Below are 22,647 nucleotides of genomic sequence, written 5' to 3'. Positions count from 1 at the left end.
TCATCGAAATCGGCAAAACCGACATCCGCGATCCGCGGCAGGTCGCCGGCGAGCACCCCGGCGTCGACTACCAGGCGTTCGACCTCACGACTCTGCCGGCGGACCACGTCTGCCGGCTGTTCGACGAGCTGACCCCGTTGTTCCGCTCAGGTGCCGTGGATCCCATGCCGATCACCGCGTTCGACATCCGCGACGCCGGGATGGCCCTGCACCACCTCGGTCAGGCGCGGCACATCGGCAAGGTCGTCCTCGTGTTGCCTGCGCCCCTGGACCCGGCGGGAACCGTCCTCCTCACCGGCGGCACCGGCACACTCGGCGCCATCACTGCCCGGCACCTGGTCGCCGAACGGGGCGTGCGACACCTGATCCTCGCCAGCCGCCGAGGGCGAGATGCCTACGGCGCCGCCGAACTGAGCGCCGAGCTGACGAACCTGGGCGCGACAATCACGGTCGCCGCGTGCGACGTGGCGGACCGTGACGCCCTCGCCGGTCTGCTCGCGGGCATACCACTGGAACACCCGCTCACCGCCGTCGTGCACACCGCGGGCGTGCTCGCCGACGCCACCGTCCCCGCTGTCACCCCCGAACAGCTGACCAAGGTGCTGGTGCCCAAGGTGGACGCCGCATGGAATCTTCATGAACTCACCCGGCACCTGGACTTGTCCGCGTTCGTGGTGTTCTCGTCGATCGCCGGCGTGCTCGGCAACCCCGGCCAGGCCAACTACGCCGCGGGGAACACCTTCGTGGACGCCCTCGCTGAGTACCGGCACAGCCGTGGCCTGCCGGCGGTCAGCTTGGCATGGGGCTACTGGCGGCAGAAGTCGGGAATGACCCGCCACCTCTCGCAAGCGGACGTGTCCCGACTCGCCCGCGAAGGCATCGTGCCCCTCGACAACGACCAGGCGATGGCGATGCTCGACATCGCCCTTCAGGCGGGTCGGCCGGTGCTCGTACCGGCCCACCTGAATACGGCTGCTCTGCGTGTCCGGGACGGCGGCCTCCCGGCCATGCTGGGCCACCTCGTCGAAGGCCGGACGTCTCCTCAGCCGACGGTGGAGACGGTCCCGCTGGCCCAGCGGCTGGCGGGACTTGACGAAGCGGACCGACGCGATGTGCTGGCCCGTGTCGTCCGGGCCACCGCCGCCGCGGTACTCGGCCACGCCGACGGGGACACCATTCCGGCGGACCGTCCCTTCAAAGCGCTGGGTTTCGACTCCCTCTCCAGCGTCGAGCTGCGCAACCGACTGGCTACGGCCACCGGACTGCGATTGCCCAGCACACTCGCCTTCGACCAGCCCACGCCACAGGCGGTCGCCGGCTACCTGCAGGACAAGCTGTCCGGGAACCGCGCGACGGACCTGGCCGGCGATTCCTCACCGGTCGCGGACCTGGAGCGGCTGGCCGAGACGCTGGAGACGGCGCCGCCGGCCGACGACCGCGTACGCGCCGAAATCGTCGATCGCCTGCAAGACCTGCTGTGGATGCTCACCGACCGGCGACCGGCGGACGGTGACCTCGCCGAGCGGATCCGGACGTCGACACCGGAACAGATCCTCGAACTGATCAACCAGCAGCCGGACGACCACGGGGTGGCCGGATGACGAACGAAGAAAAACTGGTCGGCTACCTCAAGCAAGTGACCGAGGAGCTGCACCGGACACGGCAACGCCTGCGTGCGGTGGAGGACAGGCTCGACCGCGCCGACGAACCGGTCGCCATCGTCGCGATGGGCTGCCGCTATCCGGTGGACGTCCAGTCTCCCGAGGACCTCTGGCGGATCGCGCTGGACGGCCGGGACGTGATCGGCCCCTTTCCCGGGGACCGTGGCTGGAACCTCGACGAGCTGTTCGCCACCGACTCCGGTCGAGCCGGCACCACGTACGCCAGGGAAGGGGGATTCCTGCGGAACGCGACCCGCTTCGACGCGGCGTTCTTCGAGATCTCACCGCGCGAGGCCACCGCGATGGATCCGCAGCAGCGGGTGCTCCTCGAAGTCGCCTGGGAGACGCTGGAACGAGCCGGGCTGGACCCGGCCTCGCTCGCCGGAACCGGCACCGGGGTGTTCACCGGGCTTGCCGACAACGGCTACGGCTCCCGGTTCGACTTGGCCCCGGAGGAGTTCGAGGGGTACCTGCTGACCGGCAACACGACCAGCGTCGCGTCCGGCCGGCTGGCCTACACGTTCGGTTTCGAGGGCCCGGCCGTCACGATCGACACGGCGTGCTCCTCGTCCCTGGTCGCCATCCACCTCGCCAGCCAGTCGCTGCGGAACGGCGAGTGCGACCTGGCGCTGGCGGGCGGCACCCACGTGATGGCGAACCCGGGAGTTTTCGTCGAGTTCGGCAGGCAGCGCGGGCTGGCACCGGATGGGCGGTGCAAGGCGTTCGCCGCCTCCGCGGACGGCACCGGATGGGGCGAGGGAGCTGGGCTGGTCCTCCTGGAGCGGGTGTCGGACGCCCGGCGCAACGGGCACTCCGTGCTGGCGGTCATCGCGGGCTCGGCGGTCAACCAGGACGGTGCCAGCAACGGGCTCACCGCGCCGAACGGCCCCGCGCAGGAACGGGTCATCCGCCGGGCGCTGGCCACCGCCCGGCTCACCCCGTCCGACGTCGACATCGTCGAAGCGCATGGCACGGGAACCGCCCTCGGGGACCCGATCGAGGCTCAGGCCGTCCTGGCCACGTACGGCCGGAACCGCCCGGCCGACCAGCCGTTGTGGCTCGGTTCGGTGAAGTCCAACCTCGGCCACACCGCATCGGCGGCAGGGGTAGCGGGCGTCATCAAGATGGTCATGGCGATGCGGCACGGACTGATGCCGAAGACGCTTCACGTCGAGGAGCGGACACCGCAGGTCGACTGGTCGGCCGGCGCGGTGTCGCTGCTCACCGACGCGGTGCCGTGGCCGCAACGGGCACGACCACGCCGGGCCGCAGTCTCGTCGTTCGGGATCAGTGGTACCAACGCACATCTCATCCTCGAACAGGAGCCACCGGGTACCCCGGAGGTCGTCGAGTCCTCGCCGCTCTCCGCCGTGCCGTGGATCCTGTCGGCCCAGGACGAGCATGCCCTGCGCGACCAGGCCCGGCGAGTCCTCGAGCACGTCGAAAGGCGCCCGGACTACACCGCTGCCGACATCGGGGCGTCTCTGGCGACCACCCGGCACGCCTTCGGCCACCGCGCCGCGGTTGTCGCCGCCGACGCCGACGACTTCTGGGCCGGACTTCGCGCACTGGTCGCGGCGGAGCCGGGACCGCACGTTGTCGAGCCCACCAGGGCGAGGTCCCGCACGATGGCATTCCTGCTCACCGGACAAGGCGCACAGCGTCCCGAGATGGGCAAGCAGTTGTACGGCGAGTTCCCGGTGTTCGCCGCGGCCCTTGACAAGATCTGCCGTCATCTCGACGAACACCTCGACCGGCCGCTGGCGCAGGTGATGTTCGCGGCCCCGGGTTCCGCCGACGCCGCACTGCTCGATCACACGGCCTATGCCCAACCCGCGCTCTTCGCCTTCGAGGTGGCGTTGTTCCGCCTGCTCCAGCGGTGGGGCTTGCGGCCCGGCTACCTCATCGGGCACTCCATCGGCGAGCTCATCGCCGCTCACCTGGCCGGTGTGTTCGACGTACGGGACGCGTGCGCGCTGGTCTCGGCCCGCGGCCGGCTCATGCAGTCCCTGCCGGACGGGGCGATGGCGTCCATCGAAGCCGGTGCGGACGAAGTCCTCGCCCACCTGGCCGGCAAGAGTGGCGCGCTCGTGGACATCGCCGCCGTCAACGGACCTCGCGAGACCGTTGTGTCAGGCGACCGGGAACACGTGATCGAGTTCGCGCGGGCCTACGCCGACCAAGGCCGCAAGACCAAGCGGTTGCCGGTTCGCCACGCCTTCCACTCCCGGCACACCGAACAGGTGCTCGACGAGTTCCGCCGCGTCGCGGAGCAGGTGACTCTGCATCCGGCCCGGATCCCCCTGGCCTCGAACGCGACCGGGAAGCTCGCCGAACCCGGACTGCTGCAATCGCCGGAGTACTGGGTCCGGCAGATCAGGGGAACCGTCCTGTTCCACCAGGGCATCCAGGCCCTGGAGTCGGCGGGTGTCGACACCTACCTGGAGATCGGGCCGGCAGCCGTGCTCGCCGGGATGACTCGCCAGAGCCTGGTGGATTCGACCGACCGCGCCGTCATCGCCGCGATCCGCTCCGACAGCCGGGAATCCCTCAGCGTGACGAGGGCGCTGACAGGTGCCCACGTGCTCGGCGTCGACGTCGACTGGACCGCCTTCTTCGAAGGACAAGGTCGTCGTGTCGAGCTGCCCACCTACCCGTTCCAACGGCAGCGCCATTGGTTCGACCAGCCGTTCGCGAGAACCGCCGGCCGTGCGGCCGCTGACGACAGCTCGCTGCTCACGATCAAGTGGCTGCCGAAGGACGTCCAGCAGGCGTCTCCCGACGGGCACTGGGTGCTCTTAGGCCCCGCGGACGACGGCATTCTGCTGATCGACGGTGCCGAACGCCACCGAGACCTGGCGGCGTTGCAAGAGGCCGTCTCCCACGGGGCGGAGGTACCCGATGTCGTGGTGTTACCCGTCTTCGCGAACGCTGGGGCCGACCCGGCACGGGCGGCCCACGAGCACGCCAAGGCCATGCTCGCACTGGTGCGGGCGTGGCTCCAGGAGGACCGGTTCGAGAACTCGCGCCTGGTGGTGGTGACCCGGGGCGCGACCGGTGCGACCGGGCATGTCCACGACCTCGCGTGCGCCCCGGTGTGGGGATTGGTGCGCAGCGCCCAGTCCGAGCACCCGGGTCGAATCGTGCTCGTGGACGTCGATGCGCCCGAGGCGTTCGCTCCCGTGATCCGGGGCGTAGTGGCCTCGGGGGAAGCGCAGTCGGCCGTACGCGCGGGCACCCTGTTCGTGCCGCGACTCGAACAGGAGGACGACGCGACGGACGACGCGCCCGTCCTCGACACCGCGGGCACCGTCCTGATCACCGGGGCCACGGGCGCCCTGGGCCGGTTGCTGGCGCGCCACTTGGTCGACGAGCACGGGGTGCGACACCTGCTTCTTGCCAGCCGGAAGGGACGGGACGCCGAGTTGGCGGCGGAACTCACCGGCCTGGGCGCACACGTGACATCGGCGGCCTGCGACGTCGCCGACCGGAAGGCCGTGGCCGACCTGCTGGCAGCCGTTCCACCCGAACACCCGCTGACGGCGGTTGTGCACGCCGCGAGCGTGCTGGACGACGGTGTCGTCCAGCACGTGAGTCCTGAGCGGCTCGATGCTGTTCTCCGGCCCAAGGTGGACGCCGCCTGGTACTTGCATGAGCTCACCAGCGGCATGGACCTGTCGGCGTTCGTGCTGTGCTCGTCCGTCGCGGCTGCCGTCGGCACGCCGGGGCAGGGCGCGTACGCGGCGGCGAACGGCTTCCTCGACACCCTGGCGGTGTACCGCCGTGCGGTCGGCCTGCCCGCCACCGGCATCGCGTGGGGGCACTGGGAACAAGCCGGCCTCGACCGGCTGCCGGTGGATACCGCGCTGAAGCTATTCGACGCCGCACTGACCTCGAAGAGCCCGGTGTTGGTACCCGCGCGGCTGAATGAGGCGGCACTGAGGGAGCGCGCCGGGGCTGGGACGCTGCCGGCGGTCCTGGCATCGCTCACCCCGGACCTTTCCGGCCCGCCCGAGGCAGGCCCGTCGCCGGCGCGGCGGTTGGCCGGACTCCCGGAGGCCGAGCGGAACGAGCGCCTGACCGACCTGGTTCGCGCCCACGTGGCCGCCGTGCTCGGCCACCCCGTGGCCGACGGAGTCGATGTCGAACGGCCGCTGCGCGAACTCGGTGTCGATTCGCTCGCCGCCGTGGAGATCCGCAACCGGCTGGCTGCCGCCACCGGCTTGGCCCTCCCGACCACCCTGGTCTTCGACCGACCGACGATCCGCGAGATGATTCGGCACCTCGCGGGCGAGATGTTCGGCGGGCCCGATTCCGAGCAGGCGCCCGCCAAGACCGCGTCGGCCGGCGACGAACCGATCGCGATCGTGGCCATGGCGTGCCGCTACCCCGGCGACGTGCGCTCGCCGGCAGACCTGTGGGACCTGGTCGCCAGCGGCCGGGACGCGATCTCCGGGTTCCCGGCCGACCGCGGCTGGGACGTCGACGGCCTCTACGACCCGGATCCCGAGCAGCCGGGCAAGACCTACACGCGGGAAGGCGGCTTCCTCCACGACGCCGGGCAGTTCGACGCGGCCTTCTTCCGGGTCTCGCCACGCGAGGCCAAGGCCATGGACCCCCAGCAACGACTACTGCTCGAAGTCGCCTGGGAGACCTTCGAACACGCGGGCATTGACCCCACCTCGGTTCGTGACACCAATACGGGAGTATTCACCGGCGTCATCGACAACCACTACGCGCGCTACGACGCCCCGGGCGACCTTGAGGGCTACCTGCTCGCGGGCAACACCACGAGCGTCGCGTCCGGAAGGGTCTCGTACACGTTCGGCCTCCGGGGGCCGGCGGTCACCGTCGACACCGCCTGTTCCTCTTCGCTGGTGGCGATCCACCTGGCCGGCCAGGCACTGCGCAGCGGCGAAACGGACCTCGTCCTGACCGGCGGGGTGAGCGTGATGTCCAGTCCGGCTTCGTTCATCGAGTTCAGCAGGCAGCGCGGGCTGTCGCCGGACGGCCGGTGCAAGGCTTTCGCCGGCGGTGCCGACGGCACGGGGTGGGGCGAGGGGATCGGCCTGCTCCTGCTGGAGCGGCTGTCGGACGCGCAGCGCAACAACCACCGGGTACTGGCCCTGCTGCGCGGGTCGGCGGTCAACCAGGACGGCGCGTCCAACGGCTTGACCGCCCCCAACGGGCCCGCGCAGCAACGCGTGATCCGGCAGGCCCTCGCCAACGCCGGCGTCGTGCCCGCCGAGGTCGACCTCGTGGAGGCGCACGGCACTGGCACGATGCTGGGAGACCCGATCGAGGCGCAGGCGCTGATCGCCACCTACGGCGCGCAGCACACCACCGACCGGCCGCTGTGGCTGGGTTCGCTGAAGTCGAACATCGGCCACACCCAGGCCGCCGCCGGTGTCGGCGGGGTCATCAAGATGGTGGAGGCCATCCGGCGAGGGCTGATGCCGAAGACTCTCCACGTCGACGAGCCCTCGCCCCGGGTGGACTGGAAATCGTGCGCCGTATCGCTGCTGACCGAACCCGTGCCGTGGCGGGAGACCGGCGCGCCGCGCCGTGCGGCGGTGTCGTCGTTCGGCATGAGCGGCACGAACGCCCACGTTGTTCTCGAACAAGCGCCGCCCTGGAAGCCCGCGACCGCCGCACCGACAGTGGAGCGGCAGTTCTGCCCCTGGGTACTCTCCGCCGGGAACGACACGGCGCTGAACGCGCACGCGGCCCAACTCGTCTCCTTCCTGGACGGGACGCCCGAACCCACGCCCGCCGAAGTGGGGTACTCACTGGCCGCAGGCAGGGCGACGTTCGACCACCGTGCCGTGATCACGGCACGGACCCGTGCGGAGTTCATGACCGCCTTGGATGCCCTCGCGCGCAAGGCACCGCACGACGACGTCGTGCGCGGAATCGCGGCCATACCGGGCAAGACGGTCTTCGTGTTCCCAGGACAGGGATCGCAGTGGGAGGGAATGGCCCGCGAACTACTCGAAACCAGCACAGTGTTCCGGGAGCACATCGACGCGTGCGCGGACGCGCTCGCACCGCACGTGCCGTGGTCCCTGCAGGACGTGCTCCGCGGCGCACCGGACGCGCCTTCGCTGGAGCGGGTGGACGTCGTCCAGCCGGCGCTGTTCGCCACGATGGTCTCGCTCGCCGGGTTGTGGCGTTCCCTGGGAGTGGAGCCCGACGCCGTGGTCGGACACTCGCAGGGCGAGATCGCGGCCGCCTACGTGGCCGGAGCGCTGACGTTGGAGGACGCCGCGCGGATCAGCGCGATGCGCAGCAGGGCGCTTCTGCGCATCGCGGGCGAGGGCGGGATGGCCGCCGTCGCGCTGCCGGCCGACGAGACAGCGAGCCTCATCTCCGAGTGGGGCGACCGGCTGTCCGTGGCGGCGGTGAACGGGCCGTCGTCCACCGTGGTTTCGGGCGACCCGGATGCGATCGCCGAACTCGTGGCGGACTGCGACCGACGCGATGTGCGCGGTCGGCTGATACCCGTCGACTACGCGTCACACTCGCGCCACGTCGAGGAGATCCGGGCGGAACTGCTGTCGGAACTCGCCGCGACGAACCCGCACGCGGGCACCGCCACGTTTTGCTCCACCGTCACCGGCGGGCCGGTCGAGACGACCGGCCTCGACGCCGCCTACTGGTACGAGAACCTGCGGCGCCCCGTCCACTTCGAACATGCCGTGAGCAGGTTGCTTGACGATGGGCACGGCGTCTTCATCGAGTGCAGTGCGCACCCGGTGCTCGCCGCGGCCGTCGAACAGACAGCGGAGAACCACGCCGATGACCGCGCCCGCGACGTCGTCGTCACCGGAACTCTGCGCCGCGGGCGCGGTGGTCTCAAACGATTCCTGACCTCGGTCGCCGAGGTCCACGTACGCGGCATTCCGGTGAACTGGCCCACGCTGTTCGACGCCGGCACCCAGCGGGTGGACCTGCCGACGTACCCCTTCCAGCGCGAGCACTTTTGGCTGGACGGCCGGCTGACCGGGAACGTCGGCGCCGCGGGGCTCGCCACCGCGACACACCCGCTGCTCGGAGCCGAGGTGGCAGTGGCGGATGGCGGCCAGCTGGTGCTGACCGGCAGGCTGTCGCTCGCCGGCTTCCCGTGGCTCGCGGACCACGCCGTGGCGGATACCGTGTTGCTGCCGGGCGCCGCGTTCGTCGAACTCGCGGTGTACGCCGGTTCCCGGGTCGATTGCTCCGCCGTCCTCGAACTCACCCTCGAAGCCCCGCTCGTCCTACCGGACGCCGTGGCGGTTCAGCTCCAGGTGATCGTGACCGCACCGGACGACTCCGGCCACCGGGGCATCAGTGTCCACTCCCGTCCGGACGGCGAAGACTCCGACCAGGCCACATGGACGCGGCACGCCACCGGCCTCCTCGGACAGCTCGATCGCGACGCGGGAGACCACGACTGCGTCGTTCCCGCCGACGCCACCCCGGTCGATGTGAGCGACTACTACGACCTGGTGGCCGATCGCGGCTACCGGTACGGCCCGGCGTTCCGGGGACTCCGCGCCGCGTGGCGGCACGGCGACGAGATCTACGCCGAGGTGGAGCTGCCCGAACACGTCGACGCGAGTGCCTTCGCCGTCCACCCGGCCGCGCTGGACGCCGCACTCCACGCGCTGGGTGTCCCCGCCGTCCTCGGCGGCGGGGAATCGGAGAACGACGGCGGAATCGCGTTGCCGTTCTCCTGGACCGGTGTCACCGTGCACGCCACCGGCGCCCGGCGGCTTCGCGTCCGGGTCCGCCCCAAGGGACGCGACGAGGTGGCGCTGACCCTCGGCGACTCGTCCGGCCGGACGATCCTGACTGTCGATTCGCTCACGACGAAGGCCGTCGACCCGACCCGGTTGGGCGCCGCCGGTGCCGGCCGCGCCGACTGGTTGTTCCTCCTCGACTGGGTCCCCGAGCCTCTGCCGGTGCCGGCCGGCCGGTCAGGGCAGCCGTGGGCGGTGTTGGGGTTCACCTCGGCCGGCCTCGTCGACGACCTCGCCGACGCAGGCGTCACGGTGCTCCCGCACCCGGATCTGGCGGCGCTGGCCGACGCGCTCACCGACGGCGACGTGTGCCCGGAGACGGTCGTGTTCGGGTGCGAAACCCCTGCCGGGTCAACGGAATCGGCCGCACACCTGGCGGTCGAACGGGTCCTGTGCGTGCTGCAGGATTGGCTTGCCGACGACAGGTTCGCGCGATCGCGGCTGGTCGTCCTCACCCGGCACGCCGTCACCGCCCGTGCCGGTGAGCGGATCGGCGACCTCGTCACCGCACCGGTGTGGGGTGCGGTCCGGACGGCGCAGGCCGAGAACCCGGCCCGGATCGTCTTGCTGGATCTCGACGACAGCGTCGCGTCGCGATGCGCGGTCCCCGGCGCGGTCGATTCCGGCCAACCGGAATTGGCCCTGCGCGATGGCTCGGCCTTCGCGCCCCGGCTCGTGCGCGCGGGCGGCGGCACCTCCCTGGTCGGCCCAGACGAGCGGGTGCCGTGGCGGCTTGACATCACGTCGCCGGGCAGCCTGGACGGCCTGGAACTCGTCGCGCACCCCGAGCTCGACCGGCCGCTCGGACCGGGCGAGGTGCGGGTAGGGGTCCGCGCGGTCGGGGTCAACTTCCGCGACGTCGTCGTGGCGCTGGGAATGGTGGACGACGACCGCCCACCGGGCGGTGAAGGCGCGGGAGTCGTGCTGGAGGTGGCGCCCGACGTCTGCGGGCTCACACCGGGTGACCGCGTCCTGGGGATGCTGGAGACGGGGGCCGGGCCCGTCGCGACTACCGATCACCGTCTGCTGGTCCGCATGCCCACGGAGTGGAGCTTCGCTGACGCCGCGACGGTGCCGATCGCTTTCCTGACTGCCTACCACGGCCTGAAGAACCTGGCCGGGCTCCGGCCCGGAGACCGCCTGTTGCTACACGCGGCGACCGGTGGTGTCGGGACGGCCGCGTTGCAGCTGGCGCGGTATTGGGGCGCCGAGGTCTTCGCGACGGCGAGCCCGCCCAAGTGGGACACGCTGCGCGCGGCCGGTCTCGACGACGCGCACATCGCCTCCTCCCGGTCGCTCGACTTCGAAGACCGGTTCCGGCGAGTCTGCGGCGACGTCGACGTGGTGCTCAACTCGCTGGCCGGCGAGTTCGTCGACGCCTCCCTGCGACTGCTCGGAGAGGGCGGCCGGTTCGTCGAGATGGGCAAAACCGACATCCGCGGCCCCGAGGAGGTCGTCGCCGCCCATCCCCGCGTCGCCTACCGGGCGTTCGACCTGATGGACGCCGGCACCGACGAACTGGCGCGGATGCTGTCTGAGCTGGCCGGTCTGTTCGAGCGGGGAGCGCTCCGGCCGTTGACGGTAACGGCGTTCGACATCCGGAACGCGCCGGATGCGCTGCGACACCTCAGCCAGGCGCGGCACACCGGCAAGATCGTGCTCACTCTGCCCGCTCCGCTCGACCCTGACGGGACCGTGCTCGTCACGGGGGGCACCGGAAGCCTGGGCGCGCTCACCGCTCGCCACCTCGTGACCCAGCACGGTGCCAGGCACGTCCTGCTGACCAGCCGTCGTGGCCTCGGCACCCCGGACGCCGCCCGTCTGTCGGCCGAGCTGACAGACCTCGGCGCGACGGTCACCGTTGCCGCGTGCGACGCGGCTGACCGGAACGCGGTGGCCGCCCTGCTCGCCTCCGTGCCCCGTGAACACCCGCTCACGGCCGTCGTGCACGCGGCCGGCCTGCTCGACGACGCCACCGTCACCGCTATGACCCCCGCGCAGGTGCACCGCGTGCTTGCCCCCAAGGTCGATGCTGCCTGGCATCTACACGAACTCACCGGTCACGCGGACCTCGCCTTCTTCGTGCTGTTCTCCTCCCTGACCGGGACTGTCGGAACGCCCGGGCAGGCGAACTACGCCGCCGCGAACACCTTCCTCGACACCCTGGCCCGCCACCGTCGTGCCCTCGGGTTACCCGGCACGAGCCTGAACTGGGGGTACTGGCAGCGGGCCACGGGCATGACCGGGCACCTGACCGTCGCCGACCGGGCACGCTTGGCGCGCGGCGGCATCGTTCCGATCAGCGACGACCAGGGCATGGCCATGTTCGACTCCGCGAGAGCCACCGAGCATGCGGTCGTCGTACCGGCCCGCCTGGACATGGCGGCCCTGCGTGCACGGGCCAGGGCCGGATCCCTGCCACCGGTCTTGCTCAGGCTGGTCGGCGCGGTTACCACACGCGCCGCGACAGTGGACGAATCCGGCTCGACGGTGGAGCGCCTGACGGCACTCCCGGAACCGGAGCGCCAACGCGCGCTGGTCGACCTGGTCCGAGCGACCGCGGCCACCGTGCTTGGCCACGGCGGGCCTGGCGGCATCCCGCCGGACCAGGCGTTCAAAGGCCTCGGCTTCGACTCCCTGTCCACCATCGAACTGCGGAACCGGCTCGCCGCCGCAACGGGTCTCCGGCTGCCCAGCACGCTCGCGTTCGACCATCCCACCCCGGTCGCCCTCGCCCGCCACTTGCAAGAACACCTGTTCCTGGCAGCGCCCGCGCCGGCCGCGGACTTCGCGGCCGAACTGGACGCCGTGGCGGCCGCGGTCCCGGAGATCGCCGAGGACGACGAGCGACTGGCGCGGATCACCGACCGTGTCAAGGACCTGCTGTGGAAGCTCGAAGGCCACCGGAGGACCGGCGGGGGCGACGGAGTACCGCACGCGGATCTGGAGTCTGCGAGCGACGAGGAGCTCTTCGAGGAACTCGACAACGGAGTCGCCGGGCGCGGGCCCGTGCACTCGAACGGATCGGTACGGCAATCCCGACTGGGCGGAGCACAATGACGAACGAAGAGAATCTGCGTAGCTACCTCAGGCGTGCGACGGCCGACCTGCGTCAGGCCCGCGAGCTGCTGTCCAAGGCGGAGTCCGCCGCGAACGAGCCCATCGCCGTGGTGGCCGTCGGCTGCCGCTTCCCCGGTGGGGTGGAGTCCGCCGACGACCTGTGGCACCTGCTCGCCGAAGGTACCGACGCGATCTCCGCGTTCCCGACCGACCGCGGCTGGGACGTCGACGGCCTCTACGACCCGGACCCGGAGCGGTCGGGCAAGTCATACGTCCGCGAAGGCGGCTTCCTCCGCGACGCCACCGACTTCGACGCTCCGTTCTTCGGCATCTCGCCGCGGGAAGCGTCCGCGATGGACCCGCAGCAACGGGTCCTGCTCGAAGTCGCCTGGGAGGCGGTCGAACGAGCGGGCTTCGACGCCGCGCAGCTGCGAGAGAGCAAGACCGGCGTGTTCACGGGCGTGGTGTCGCAGGACTATCTGACCCGCATCGGAGAAGGCTCCCCGGACATCGAGGGCTACCGGGTCACCGGGAACTCGGGCAGCGTCGTGTCCGGCCGGGTCGCCTACGCACTCGGCCTGGAAGGGCCGGCGGTCACCATCGACACGGCCTGCTCGTCGTCCCTGGTGGCACTCCACCTGGCGGCCCAATCGCTCCGCCGAGGAGAGTGCGACCTCGCGCTGGCCGGTGGCGTGACCGTGATGTCCACCCCCATGGGCTTCGTGGAGTTCAGCCGCCAGCGGGGCCTCGCCCCCGACGGCCGGTGCAAACCGTTCGCCGCGGCGGCGAACGGGACCTCGTGGAGCGAAGGCGCCGCGCTGATCGTCCTGGAACGCCTGTCGGACGCGCAGCGCAACGAGCACCCCGTCCTGGCGGTCATCCGCGGCTCGGCGATCAACCAGGACGGTGGCAGCAACGGCCTCGCCGCGCCCAATGGACCGTCGCAGGAACGGGTCATCAGGGAGGCGCTGGCGAACGCCCGGCTGACCCCCGACCTCGTCGACGCCGTCGAGGCACACGGCACCGGGACGACGCTCGGCGACCCGATCGAAGCACAGGCGCTCTTCAACACCTACGGGCGGGAGCGCTCGGCCGAGCAGCCGGTCTGGCTGGGGTCGCTGAAGTCCAACATCGGTCACACACAGGCTGCCTCCGGGGTGGCGGGCGTCATCAAGATGGTCATGGCGATGCGTCACGGCCTGCTGCCCAAGACCCTCCACCTGGACCGGCCGACACCGCACATCGACTGGTCCTCCGGCACGGTCGCGCTGTTGACCGGGCAAACCCCCTGGCCCGACACCGGCAGGCCGCGCCGGGCCGCGGTCTCGGCGTTCGGCATCAGCGGCACCAACGGTCACCTCATCCTCGAGCAGGCGCCGCCAGTCACCTCGTCGGTGTCCGAGGCTGGACTGCTCGCCGTGCCGTCCGCGATGCCGTGGGTTCTGTCTGCGAGGGACGACGCCGCGCTGCGGGCACAGGCGGTGCGGCTGCGCGAGGCGCTCACGACCTACCCGGATGCGACTGACGCCGATGTGGCCACCTCATTGCTCACCACCCGCGCGACCCACGACCATCGCGCCGTCCTCGTCACAGGCGGCCGGGGCGAGTTCCTGGCCGCGCTGGACTCGCTGGCCCGTGACGAACCGTCGTCCCAGGTCATCCGCGACACCGCGGTCACCCCGGGCAAGACGGTGTTCGTGTTCCCCGGGCAGGGCTCCCAGTGGAGCGGGATGGCACAGGAGCTGCTGGACACCTCGGAGGTGTTCCGGGACAAGGTGACGGCGTGCGCGAGCGCCCTCGCTCCGTACGTGGACTGGTCGCTGGTCGGCGTTCTCCGCGGTGCGCCCGGCGCGCCGGAACTCGAACGGCCGGACATTGTCCAACCCGCACTGTTCGCCATGATGGTGTCCCTAGCCGGGATGTGGCAGGCCGCCGGTGTCCACCCAGACGCGGTGGTCGGCCACTCTCAGGGCGAGATCGCCGCCGCGTGTGTGGCGGGAGTGCTGTCTCTGGAGGACGCGACGCGCGTCGTCGCGCTGCGCAGCAGAGCGTTGCTCGGTCTGGCCGGTGCAGGCGGCATGGCCTCGGTGTCCCTCCCGGTCACCGAGGTCGAACCCCGCCTTGCGCGATGGGCTGACAGCCTGTCCGTCGCCGCGGTCAACGGCCCTGCCACGACGGTGGTCTCGGGTGACGTCGCGGCGCTCGACGAGTTCATCGGCGACTGCGCGGAACGCGGCGAGCGGGTACGCCGGATCGCGGTGGACTACGCCTCCCACTCGCGACACGTCGACGGCATTCAGGATCGGCTGCTCGCCGAGCTGTCCTCGATCAGGCCGCGACCCGCGCGAGTCCCGTTCTGCTCCACGGTCACGGGCGGGCTGCTGGACGCCACGGCGCTCGACGCCCGTTACTGGTTCCGCAACCTCCGCCGGACCGTCCGGTTCGACCACGCGGTGCGCACGCTCCTGGCGAACGGGCATCACACGTTCGTCGAGGTCAGCCCCCATCCGGTGCTGACCACCAGCATCGAGGAAGAGTTCGAAGCGTCCGCCGCGGAAGGCACGCGGCCGATCGTCACCGGAACACTGCGGCGTGATCACGGCGAGATGGGACGGCTGCTCGTTTCGGCTGCCGAGCTGTTCACCCGGGGAGCCGCCGTCGATTGGCGGACCACGCTGCCCGCGGGGCGACGGGTAGCCCTGCCGACCTACCCGTTCCAGCGGCGGCGCTACTGGTGGCAACCGGAGACCGGGACGACTGCCGAGTCCGGCCTCACCCCAGACCAGCAGCGGTTCTGGTCGTCAGTCGACGCCGGGGACGCGGCGGGGCTGGCGGCGACGCTCGGTGCCGAGGACGGCGACCGCGATGCGCTCTCCGCGGTCCTGCCCGCGCTGTCCCAGTGGCACCGGCGCAGCCAGGAAAAGGCGAGGCTGGACGAGTGGCGTTACCAGGTTCACTGGAAGCCGGTCGCCATGACCGGCGCGGCCGCGATGCACGGCACGTGGATTGTCGCGACACCGGACGGCTGGCACGACACCGGGCTGGTCGAGGAGTGCGTGCGGGCACTGGAGCGCCACGGCGCGCGAGTGGTCCCGCTACCGGTCGACGCTGGCCGCGCTGATCGCGCCGAACTGGCGGATCGGCTCCGGAAGGCGGCCACCGAACCCGGTTGTACCGGCGTGCTGTCGCTTCTCGGCCTGGACGAGCGCGGGCACCCCGAACACCGCGCGATCTCGCGGGGGCTGGCCGGTTCCCTCGCCTTGGCGCAGGCAATGGTCGACGCCGACTTCGACCTGCCACTGTGGCTCGGCACGGCCGGCGCCGTCGCGGTGAACCAGCACGACGACGGCCCCAGGCCCGCACAGGCGCAGACGTGGGGGCTGGGCAGGGTCATCGCCCTGGAGCACCCGTCGTTCTGGGGAGGCTTGATCGACCTGCCCGGCACCCTGGACGCCGATGCGGCAGCCCGGCTCGCGGCGACGCTCGCCGACCCAGGTGGTGAGGACCAGGTGGCGGTCCGGCCCACGGGTCTGCTGGTCCGGCGGCTGAAGCGCGCGCCGGTCGCCGGGCGGCCGGAACGCGGGAGCCGGCGCCTGCGGGGAACGGTGCTCGTCACGGGTGCCACCGGCCTGGTCGGCGCCCGGGTGGCCCGCTGGCTGGCCCGCGGCGGTGCCGAGCACCTCCTACTCGTCAGCAGACGCGGACGAGACGCACCGGGCGCGGAGGAACTGGAAACCGAGCTGACCGTGTTCGGTGCGCGAGTCACCACTGCCGCGTGCGACGTCTCCGACCGCGACGCCCTCGCCGCGCTCCTCGACTCGATCCCGGCCGACCACCCGCTCACGGAGGTGTTCCACCTCGCGGTTCATACCGAGTTGAGCCCGGTGCGGGAATCGACGCTGGACGACTACTCCGCGACGCTGCGCGCGAAGGTCGAGGGAGCGGACAATCTGGACGCGCTGCTGGCCGGAACGCCACTGGACGCGTTCGTGCTGTTCTCGTCGATCTCCGGGGTATGGGGCGTGGCCGATCACGGCGCCTACGCCGCAGCGAACGCCCACCTCGACGCCCTGGCGCAGCGGCGCCGGGCCCGGGGGATGACGGCGACCTCGATCGCCTGGGGCATCTGGGACGTCTTCGACACAGAGCAGGGCGACACCGCGGAGAGCACCCGGCTGCGCCGGCGAGGACTCGGTTTCATGTCACCGGACCTGGCCGTCACGGGCCTGCGGCAGGCGCTGGACTACGACGAGACGTGCGTGGCGATCGCCGACGTCGAGTGGGACCGCTTCCTGCCCGTGTTCGCCTCAGCCAGAACCCGCCCGTTGTTCGACGACCTGCCCGACGTCGGGCAGGTGGTGGCGTCGTCGGTGGAGGAGCCCGACCGGGACGGGGCCTCGCCGTGGTCGGACCGCCTCTCCAGGCTGCCGGCCCGGGAACGGGAACAGACCCTGCGCGACCTGGTCTGCAGCCAGGCGGCAGCCGTGCTCGGGCACGGCGACCTGCTCGGAATCGACGCGGACCGTGCCTTCAAGGAACTCGGTTTCGACTCGTTGACCGCGGTGGAGCTGCGCAACCGGATCGGTGCGGCGACCGGGTTGACGCTGCCCGCCACGCTGGTCTTCGACCACCCGACCGCCCGCGCGATCGCCGGACACCTCCTCACCAGGTTCACCAAGCGGACGGCGGCCGACCGGCCGCAACCCGGCGCGGTGCCCGCGGCCGACGACGAACCGCTGGCCATCGTCGGCATGGCGTGCCGCTACGCCGGTGGCGTCAGCTCGCCCGACGACCTCTGGGAACTGCTGCGCCAGGAGACCGACGCGGTGGCAGGTTTTCCCGCCGACCGCGGCTGGGATGTCGAGCGGCTGTACCACCCGGACGCCGGTCACACCGGCACGACTTACGTTCGCGACGGCGGGTTCCTGCACGACGCGGCCGGGTTCGACGCGCCTTTCTTCGGCATCAGCCCGCGCGAAGCGCTCGCCATGGACCCGCAGCAGCGAGTGCTGCTCGAGATCGCCTGGGAGACCCTGGAGAACGCCGGGGTGGACCCGCACTCGTTGCGTGGAAGCCAGACGGGCGTGTTCGTCGGCTGCCAGGCCCAGGAGTACGGGTCCGGGCTATCGGCGGCCCCGCGTGACGTCGAGGGATACCTCGTCACCGGAAACACCACGAGCGTCGCTTCCGGGCGGGTGGCGTACTCCCTCGGGCTCGAAGGACCCGCCGTGTCGGTGGACACCGCGTGTTCGTCGTCCCTCGTCGCGTTGCATCTGGCTGCCGACTCGGTACGCCGCGGCGAGAGCACCCTGGCCCTGGCCGGCGGGGTGATGGTCATCCCGGGTCCCGGAGTGTTCGTCGAGTTCTCCCGCCAGGGCGTGCTCGCACCGGACGGGCGGTGCAAGGCGTTCTCGGCCGCCGCCGACGGAATGGGCATGGCAGAGGGCGCGGGCATGGTGCTGATCGAGCGCTTGTCGGAGGCCCGCCGCAACGGTCACCCGGTCCTGGCGGTCATCCGCGGCTCCGCGATCAACCAGGATGGCGCAAGCAACGGTCTCACCGCACCGAACGGCCCGTCGCAAGAGCGGGTCATCCGCCGCGCCCTCGCCAACGCCGGCCTCTCACCAGCCGACGTCGACGCGGTCGAAGCGCACGGAACGGGCACGGCCCTGGGCGACCCCATCGAAGCGCAGGCGCTGATCGCCACCTACGGGCAGGACCGGCCGGACGACAGACCGCTGTTCATCGGCTCGGTGAAGTCCAACATCGGCCACACCACCGCGGCGGCGGGAGTCGCCGGTGTGATCAAAGTGGTCATGGCCATGCGCAACGGCGTACTGCCGAAGACCCTGCACGTGGACGAGCCCTCCGCACACGTCGACTGGTCCGCGGCCTCGGTAGCGGTGCTGACCGAGGCGACCGCGTGGCCCGACAACGGCCGCCCGCGACGTGCCGCGGTCTCGTCGTTCGGGATCAGCGGCACCAACGCGCACATCGTTCTGGAGCAGGCTCCGCCACCGGCGGACACCGAGCACGCGCCGCCGACGCCGGCGAAACCCGCCGTGCTGCCTTGGCCGATCTCCGCCGTAAGCCCTGGTGCCCTCAGAGCACAGGCGCGGCGCTTGCGCGAGCACCTCCTCGACCATCCCGACCACCTCCCGGCCGACGTCGCGCACTCCTTGGCGACCGGTCGAGCGGCGCTCGGCCACCGCGCCGTCGTCATCGCTGAGGACCGGCAGGAGGCCCTTGACGGGCTCGAAGCGCTGGCTGGGGGAGGGTCGTCACCGAGTGTCGTAAGCGGAACCACAGCGACCGGCGGCAGGACGGCCTTCCTCTTCACCGGGCAAGGCAGCCAACGACTGGCGATGGGGCGCGACCTGTACGACGCGTTCCCCAGCTTCGCGAACGCCTTCGACGAGGTCTGCGCGTTCTTCGACCGCAATCTCGATCGGCCACTGGCCGCCGTGGTGTTCGGTGATGACCAGGAACTGCTCAGCCGCACTGCCTACGCCCAGCCGGCGCTCTTCGCGCTGGAGGTGGCGATGTTCAGACTCGTCGAGTCCTTCGGCGTCGTTCCGGACCACCTGATCGGACACTCCGTCGGTGAACTCGTCGCCGCCCACGTCGCCGGGGTGCTGACGCTCGAAGACGCCTGTGCCCTGGTGGCCGCCCGGGGACGGCTCATGCAGGCCCTGCCCGCCGGTGGCGCGATGGCTTCCCTCCAGGCCAGCGAAGCCGCGGTGGCCGAGGCACTCGACGGGTACGGCGACCGGGTCGGCATCGCAGCGGTCAACAGCCCGGAGTCGACCGTGGTCTCGGGCGACGAGGACGCGGTGGCCGAGATCGTGCGTTGCTTTGCCGAGCAGAGCCGGAAAACCAAGCGGCTCGACGTCAGCCACGCGTTCCACTCGGCGCGCATGCAGCCGGTGCTGGAGGAGTTCCGCCGCATCGCGGGCGGGCTCGACTACCGGTCGCCGCAGGTACCGATCATCTCCAACGTGACCGGTCGTCCGGCGACCGAGGACCAGCTCCGCTCTCCCGGCTACTGGACCGACCACATCCGGCGCACTGTCCGCTTCCGTGAGGGCCTGGAGTCCCTGCGTGAGGCCGGTGTGACCACGTTGCTGGAACTGGGGCCGGACGCCACCCTCACGGCGTTCGCGCACGCCACCCTCGGCGCGGAAGCGGCGGATCCGCCGTTGCTCGTGGCGGCGGCGCTGCACCGCGGCCGGCCGGAAGTCCGGCAACTGCTCACCGCGCTGGCCGAACTGCACGTCCATCGGGCGCGGCGGACCGCCTGGACCGAAGCCCTCGCCGGACACGGGGCATGCGGGGTCCCGCTGCCGACCTACGCCTTTCAGCACCAGCGGTACTGGCTGCGGCCCACCGCGTCGAGGACACGGCAGGGGACAGGGGAGCACCCGCTCTTGGGCGCCGCACTGGAACTCGCGGACCCGGCCACCCGATGGTTCGAGCAGACGGTGACCGCGGAACAGCCCTCATTCCTTGCGCAACATCGGTTGCACCATACCGCGGTGCTCCCCGCGGCGGCGATGATCGAATGGGCCCTCGCCGCCGCGCGTTCTGCGGCGAGGCAGCCGTCCGCGCCGTGGACGCTGCGCCACATCACCTTTGCCGAGTTCCTGCCTCTCGCCGACGAGGGGGCGGTGAACACGCAGGCGGTAGTCCGGGCCGAGGATGACGGGTACCGCGTCAGCTGTTACAGCCGTGGGCAAGGCGATGCCGAGACGGCCTGGACCGAGCACGCGACGATCGAGGTCGCCACTCCCGGCGCGTCCGTCGGGACCGAAGTCCGCGAGATCGAAGACCTGCGCGGCCGGATGCGCGAACGGGAAATCGGGACGCTGTACCCGCGCTTCTCGAAGATGGGCATTCACTACGGCCCGGTCTTCCGGGTACTCCGACGACTCTGGCACGCCGGGGACGAGGCGTTGGGACTCGTGGAAGCGCATGAGACCACGAAGGGCGATGACGGGTACGCGATTCACCCGGTGCTGCTCGACGCGTGCTTCCACGTCGTTTCGGCATTCGTGGACACCGAAGATCTGCTCTTGCTGCCTGCCGCCGTCGATCGGGTGACCGTTCATGACACCTTGCCTGCCACGGTGTGGTGCCACGCGCGTTGGCGTGGTCCGCAGCCGTCCGGGGACCGCGCGGTGGACCTGGAGCTACTGGCCGATTCGGGACGGCTGCTGGCGACCATCGAAGGATTGCGTCTGCGGCCCGTTTCTGTCGCCACCATCGCCGGGCTCAACGCCGGCCGGCCGCTCCGGTACGAAGCCGTTTGGCGCCGTGCGACGGACAGCAGCACCGTCCCCGGGGTACAGGCAGGCGAGAACTGGCTCGTGGTCGGCCTCGGCGAGGACATCCCCTCGGACTGGTGCGCGCAGATCGCCGACGGGGGCATCCGCGTCGTCACGGCCCGGCAGAATGGGAGTGGTATCGCAGCGGCCGCGAACGCGGACTTCGTCGACCTGGACGACGCGTCCGAGGTGGAGAGGTTGTTCGCGGGCATGTCCGAGGGCGGTGCACGGTTCGCGGGCCTGGTGCTGCACGCCGGTGTCGGTGCGGTTGCTGGCGACGACGACCTGACCGTCGACGACACCTACCGAACCGCGAGGAGGGCTTTCCTGGTCCTGAAGAACTTCCTCCGCACCTGTGCGGCGAATCGCCCCGATGTCATCATCTGCTCGACCGGGGCGGCGGCACCTGCCGATGAGCGGCCGGTCCTGTCGCAGACCGCGTTGACCGCGGCGGCCAAGACCGTGATCGCTGAGTACCCGGACCTGAAATGCGTCCAGATCGATCTGGACCCGGCCGGCCCGGTGCCGTCCCTGCCGTCGGTGCTCGGCCGGGCGGCCGCGCTGGTCGGTGCCGGTCACGCGGCGGTGCGCGGCGACCGTTGGTTCGAGGCGCGGCTGGAAGAGCGCGACATCGCCGACGTGTCGTCCGGTGCCTTCCAGATCCGGCCGGACGGCACCTACCTCGTCACCGGCGGATTCGGCGGTCTCGGCTTGGCAACCGCGGCCTGGCTCGCCGACCATGGCGCCCGATCGCTCCTGCTGGTAGGGCGCACCATTCCCGACCCGGAGCCGGAAGCCCTTGAGAATCTTCGAAAACGACACATCGAGGTGACCGGTCTTCAGGCGGACGTGGCGGATTCCGCCGCCGTGGAACGGATCTGCCGTCAGGTTGGGCAGCGGGGACTGCCGCCGCTGCGCGGGATCGTGCACGCCGCCGGCCTGCTCGACGACGCAGCACTGGAGGACCTCGACTGGCCCCGGTTCAGCGCAGTCCTGGATCCCAAGGTGCGGGGAGCCTGGAACCTGCACCGGGCGTTCGCCGGCGCCGAGTTGGATTTCTTCGTCCTGTTCTCCGCCATGGGGTCATTGCTGGGCTCCGCCGGGCAGGCGAACTACGTCACCGCCAACTCCTTCCTCGACGCCCTCGCGCTGTACCGGCGGCGCAGCGGCCTGCCCGCGCTGAGCGTGAGCTGGGGTCCGTGGAGGCAAGCAGGGATGGCCGCGCAGCCCGAGCTGCTGGCCAGACTGGCGGCCATGGGGGTCGACGCCATCCGGACCGGCGATGCGCTGGAAGTCCTCGGCGAGCTGATGGCCGGGACCGCGCCACACGTCGGCGTCGCGAGGATGGACTGGCGCAGGTTCGCTGCGGCTGTCCAGCACCGCCGCGCCTACACGCTGCTAGAGGACCTCGTGACAGAAGGAGTCGACGAGACCGGCGCGTTGCGGCAGTGGGATCCGGACGAGCTGACCAGGCTGGTGCTTGAGGACCCGGCCGAGGCGCGGGAGACGTTGCTCGACGGCCTGCTGGACCGGGTCGCGCTGCTGTTGCGGATTTCCGCGGCGGCGCGCGCCGAACTACGGCCGCGTTTCCGGCAGGTGCGGTTGAACGAGCTGGGGCTGGATTCGTTGACGACCGTCCAGCTCCGTAACGAGCTGCAGGCGGACTGCGGCGCCGATATCCCGCCGGATCAGCTGTTCGGTGGAGCCACTGCGGAGGAGATCGTCCACCTCGTCTGCCAGCAGCTCACCGTCAGGAGCGTGATCGCTGCGGGCGTCGACACCGCTGACGACGAAGACATGGAGGTGCTGACGCTGTGATCA

The 22,647-nt window shown here is 71.1% G+C and carries 3 protein-coding genes (1 of these 3 only partly in view); all 3 read left to right on the top strand.

What is annotated here, in order from left to right; genetic code table 11:
- Tightly spaced (each overlapping or abutting the next), the 3 genes in view from BMY97_RS40625 to BMY97_RS40615 form a layout consistent with a single transcriptional unit that may run on beyond the window.
- A protein-coding gene (locus BMY97_RS40625) for a type I polyketide synthase (protein WP_425425405.1) crosses the window boundary here: on the top strand, positions 1-1,601 show its end. Its footprint begins 4,855 nt before the window's first position; the window shows 1,601 of its 6,456 coding nt (coding positions 4,856-6,456); its start codon lies beyond the left edge, outside the window; it ends in the stop codon at positions 1,599-1,601.
- Positions 1,598-12,502, top strand: a complete 10,905-nt coding sequence (locus BMY97_RS48880) for a type I polyketide synthase (RefSeq protein ID WP_091628325.1) — start codon at positions 1,598-1,600, stop codon at positions 12,500-12,502. Before BMY97_RS40625 ends, BMY97_RS48880 begins: the two co-directional genes overlap by 4 nt.
- On the top strand, positions 12,466-22,644 hold the full coding sequence (locus tag BMY97_RS40615; RefSeq protein WP_425425404.1) for a type I polyketide synthase: 10,179 nt from the start codon (positions 12,466-12,468) through the stop codon (positions 22,642-22,644). Before BMY97_RS48880 ends, BMY97_RS40615 begins: the two co-directional genes overlap by 37 nt.
- Positions 22,645-22,647 lie beyond the last annotated feature (3 nt).

It is taken from the genome of Amycolatopsis saalfeldensis, assembly GCF_900110575.1.
Classification (GTDB): Bacteria; Actinomycetota; Actinomycetes; order Mycobacteriales; family Pseudonocardiaceae; genus Amycolatopsis; species Amycolatopsis saalfeldensis.
The sequence above is the reverse complement of the archived record's forward strand: the minus strand, read 5'-3'. Positions and strand labels throughout refer to the sequence as shown.

Coding starts and splice junctions, on each gene's coding strand:
- BMY97_RS48880 (WP_091628325.1), top strand. CDS start 1,598: ATGACGAACGAAGAAAAACTGGTCGGCTACCTCAAGCAAGTGACCGAG.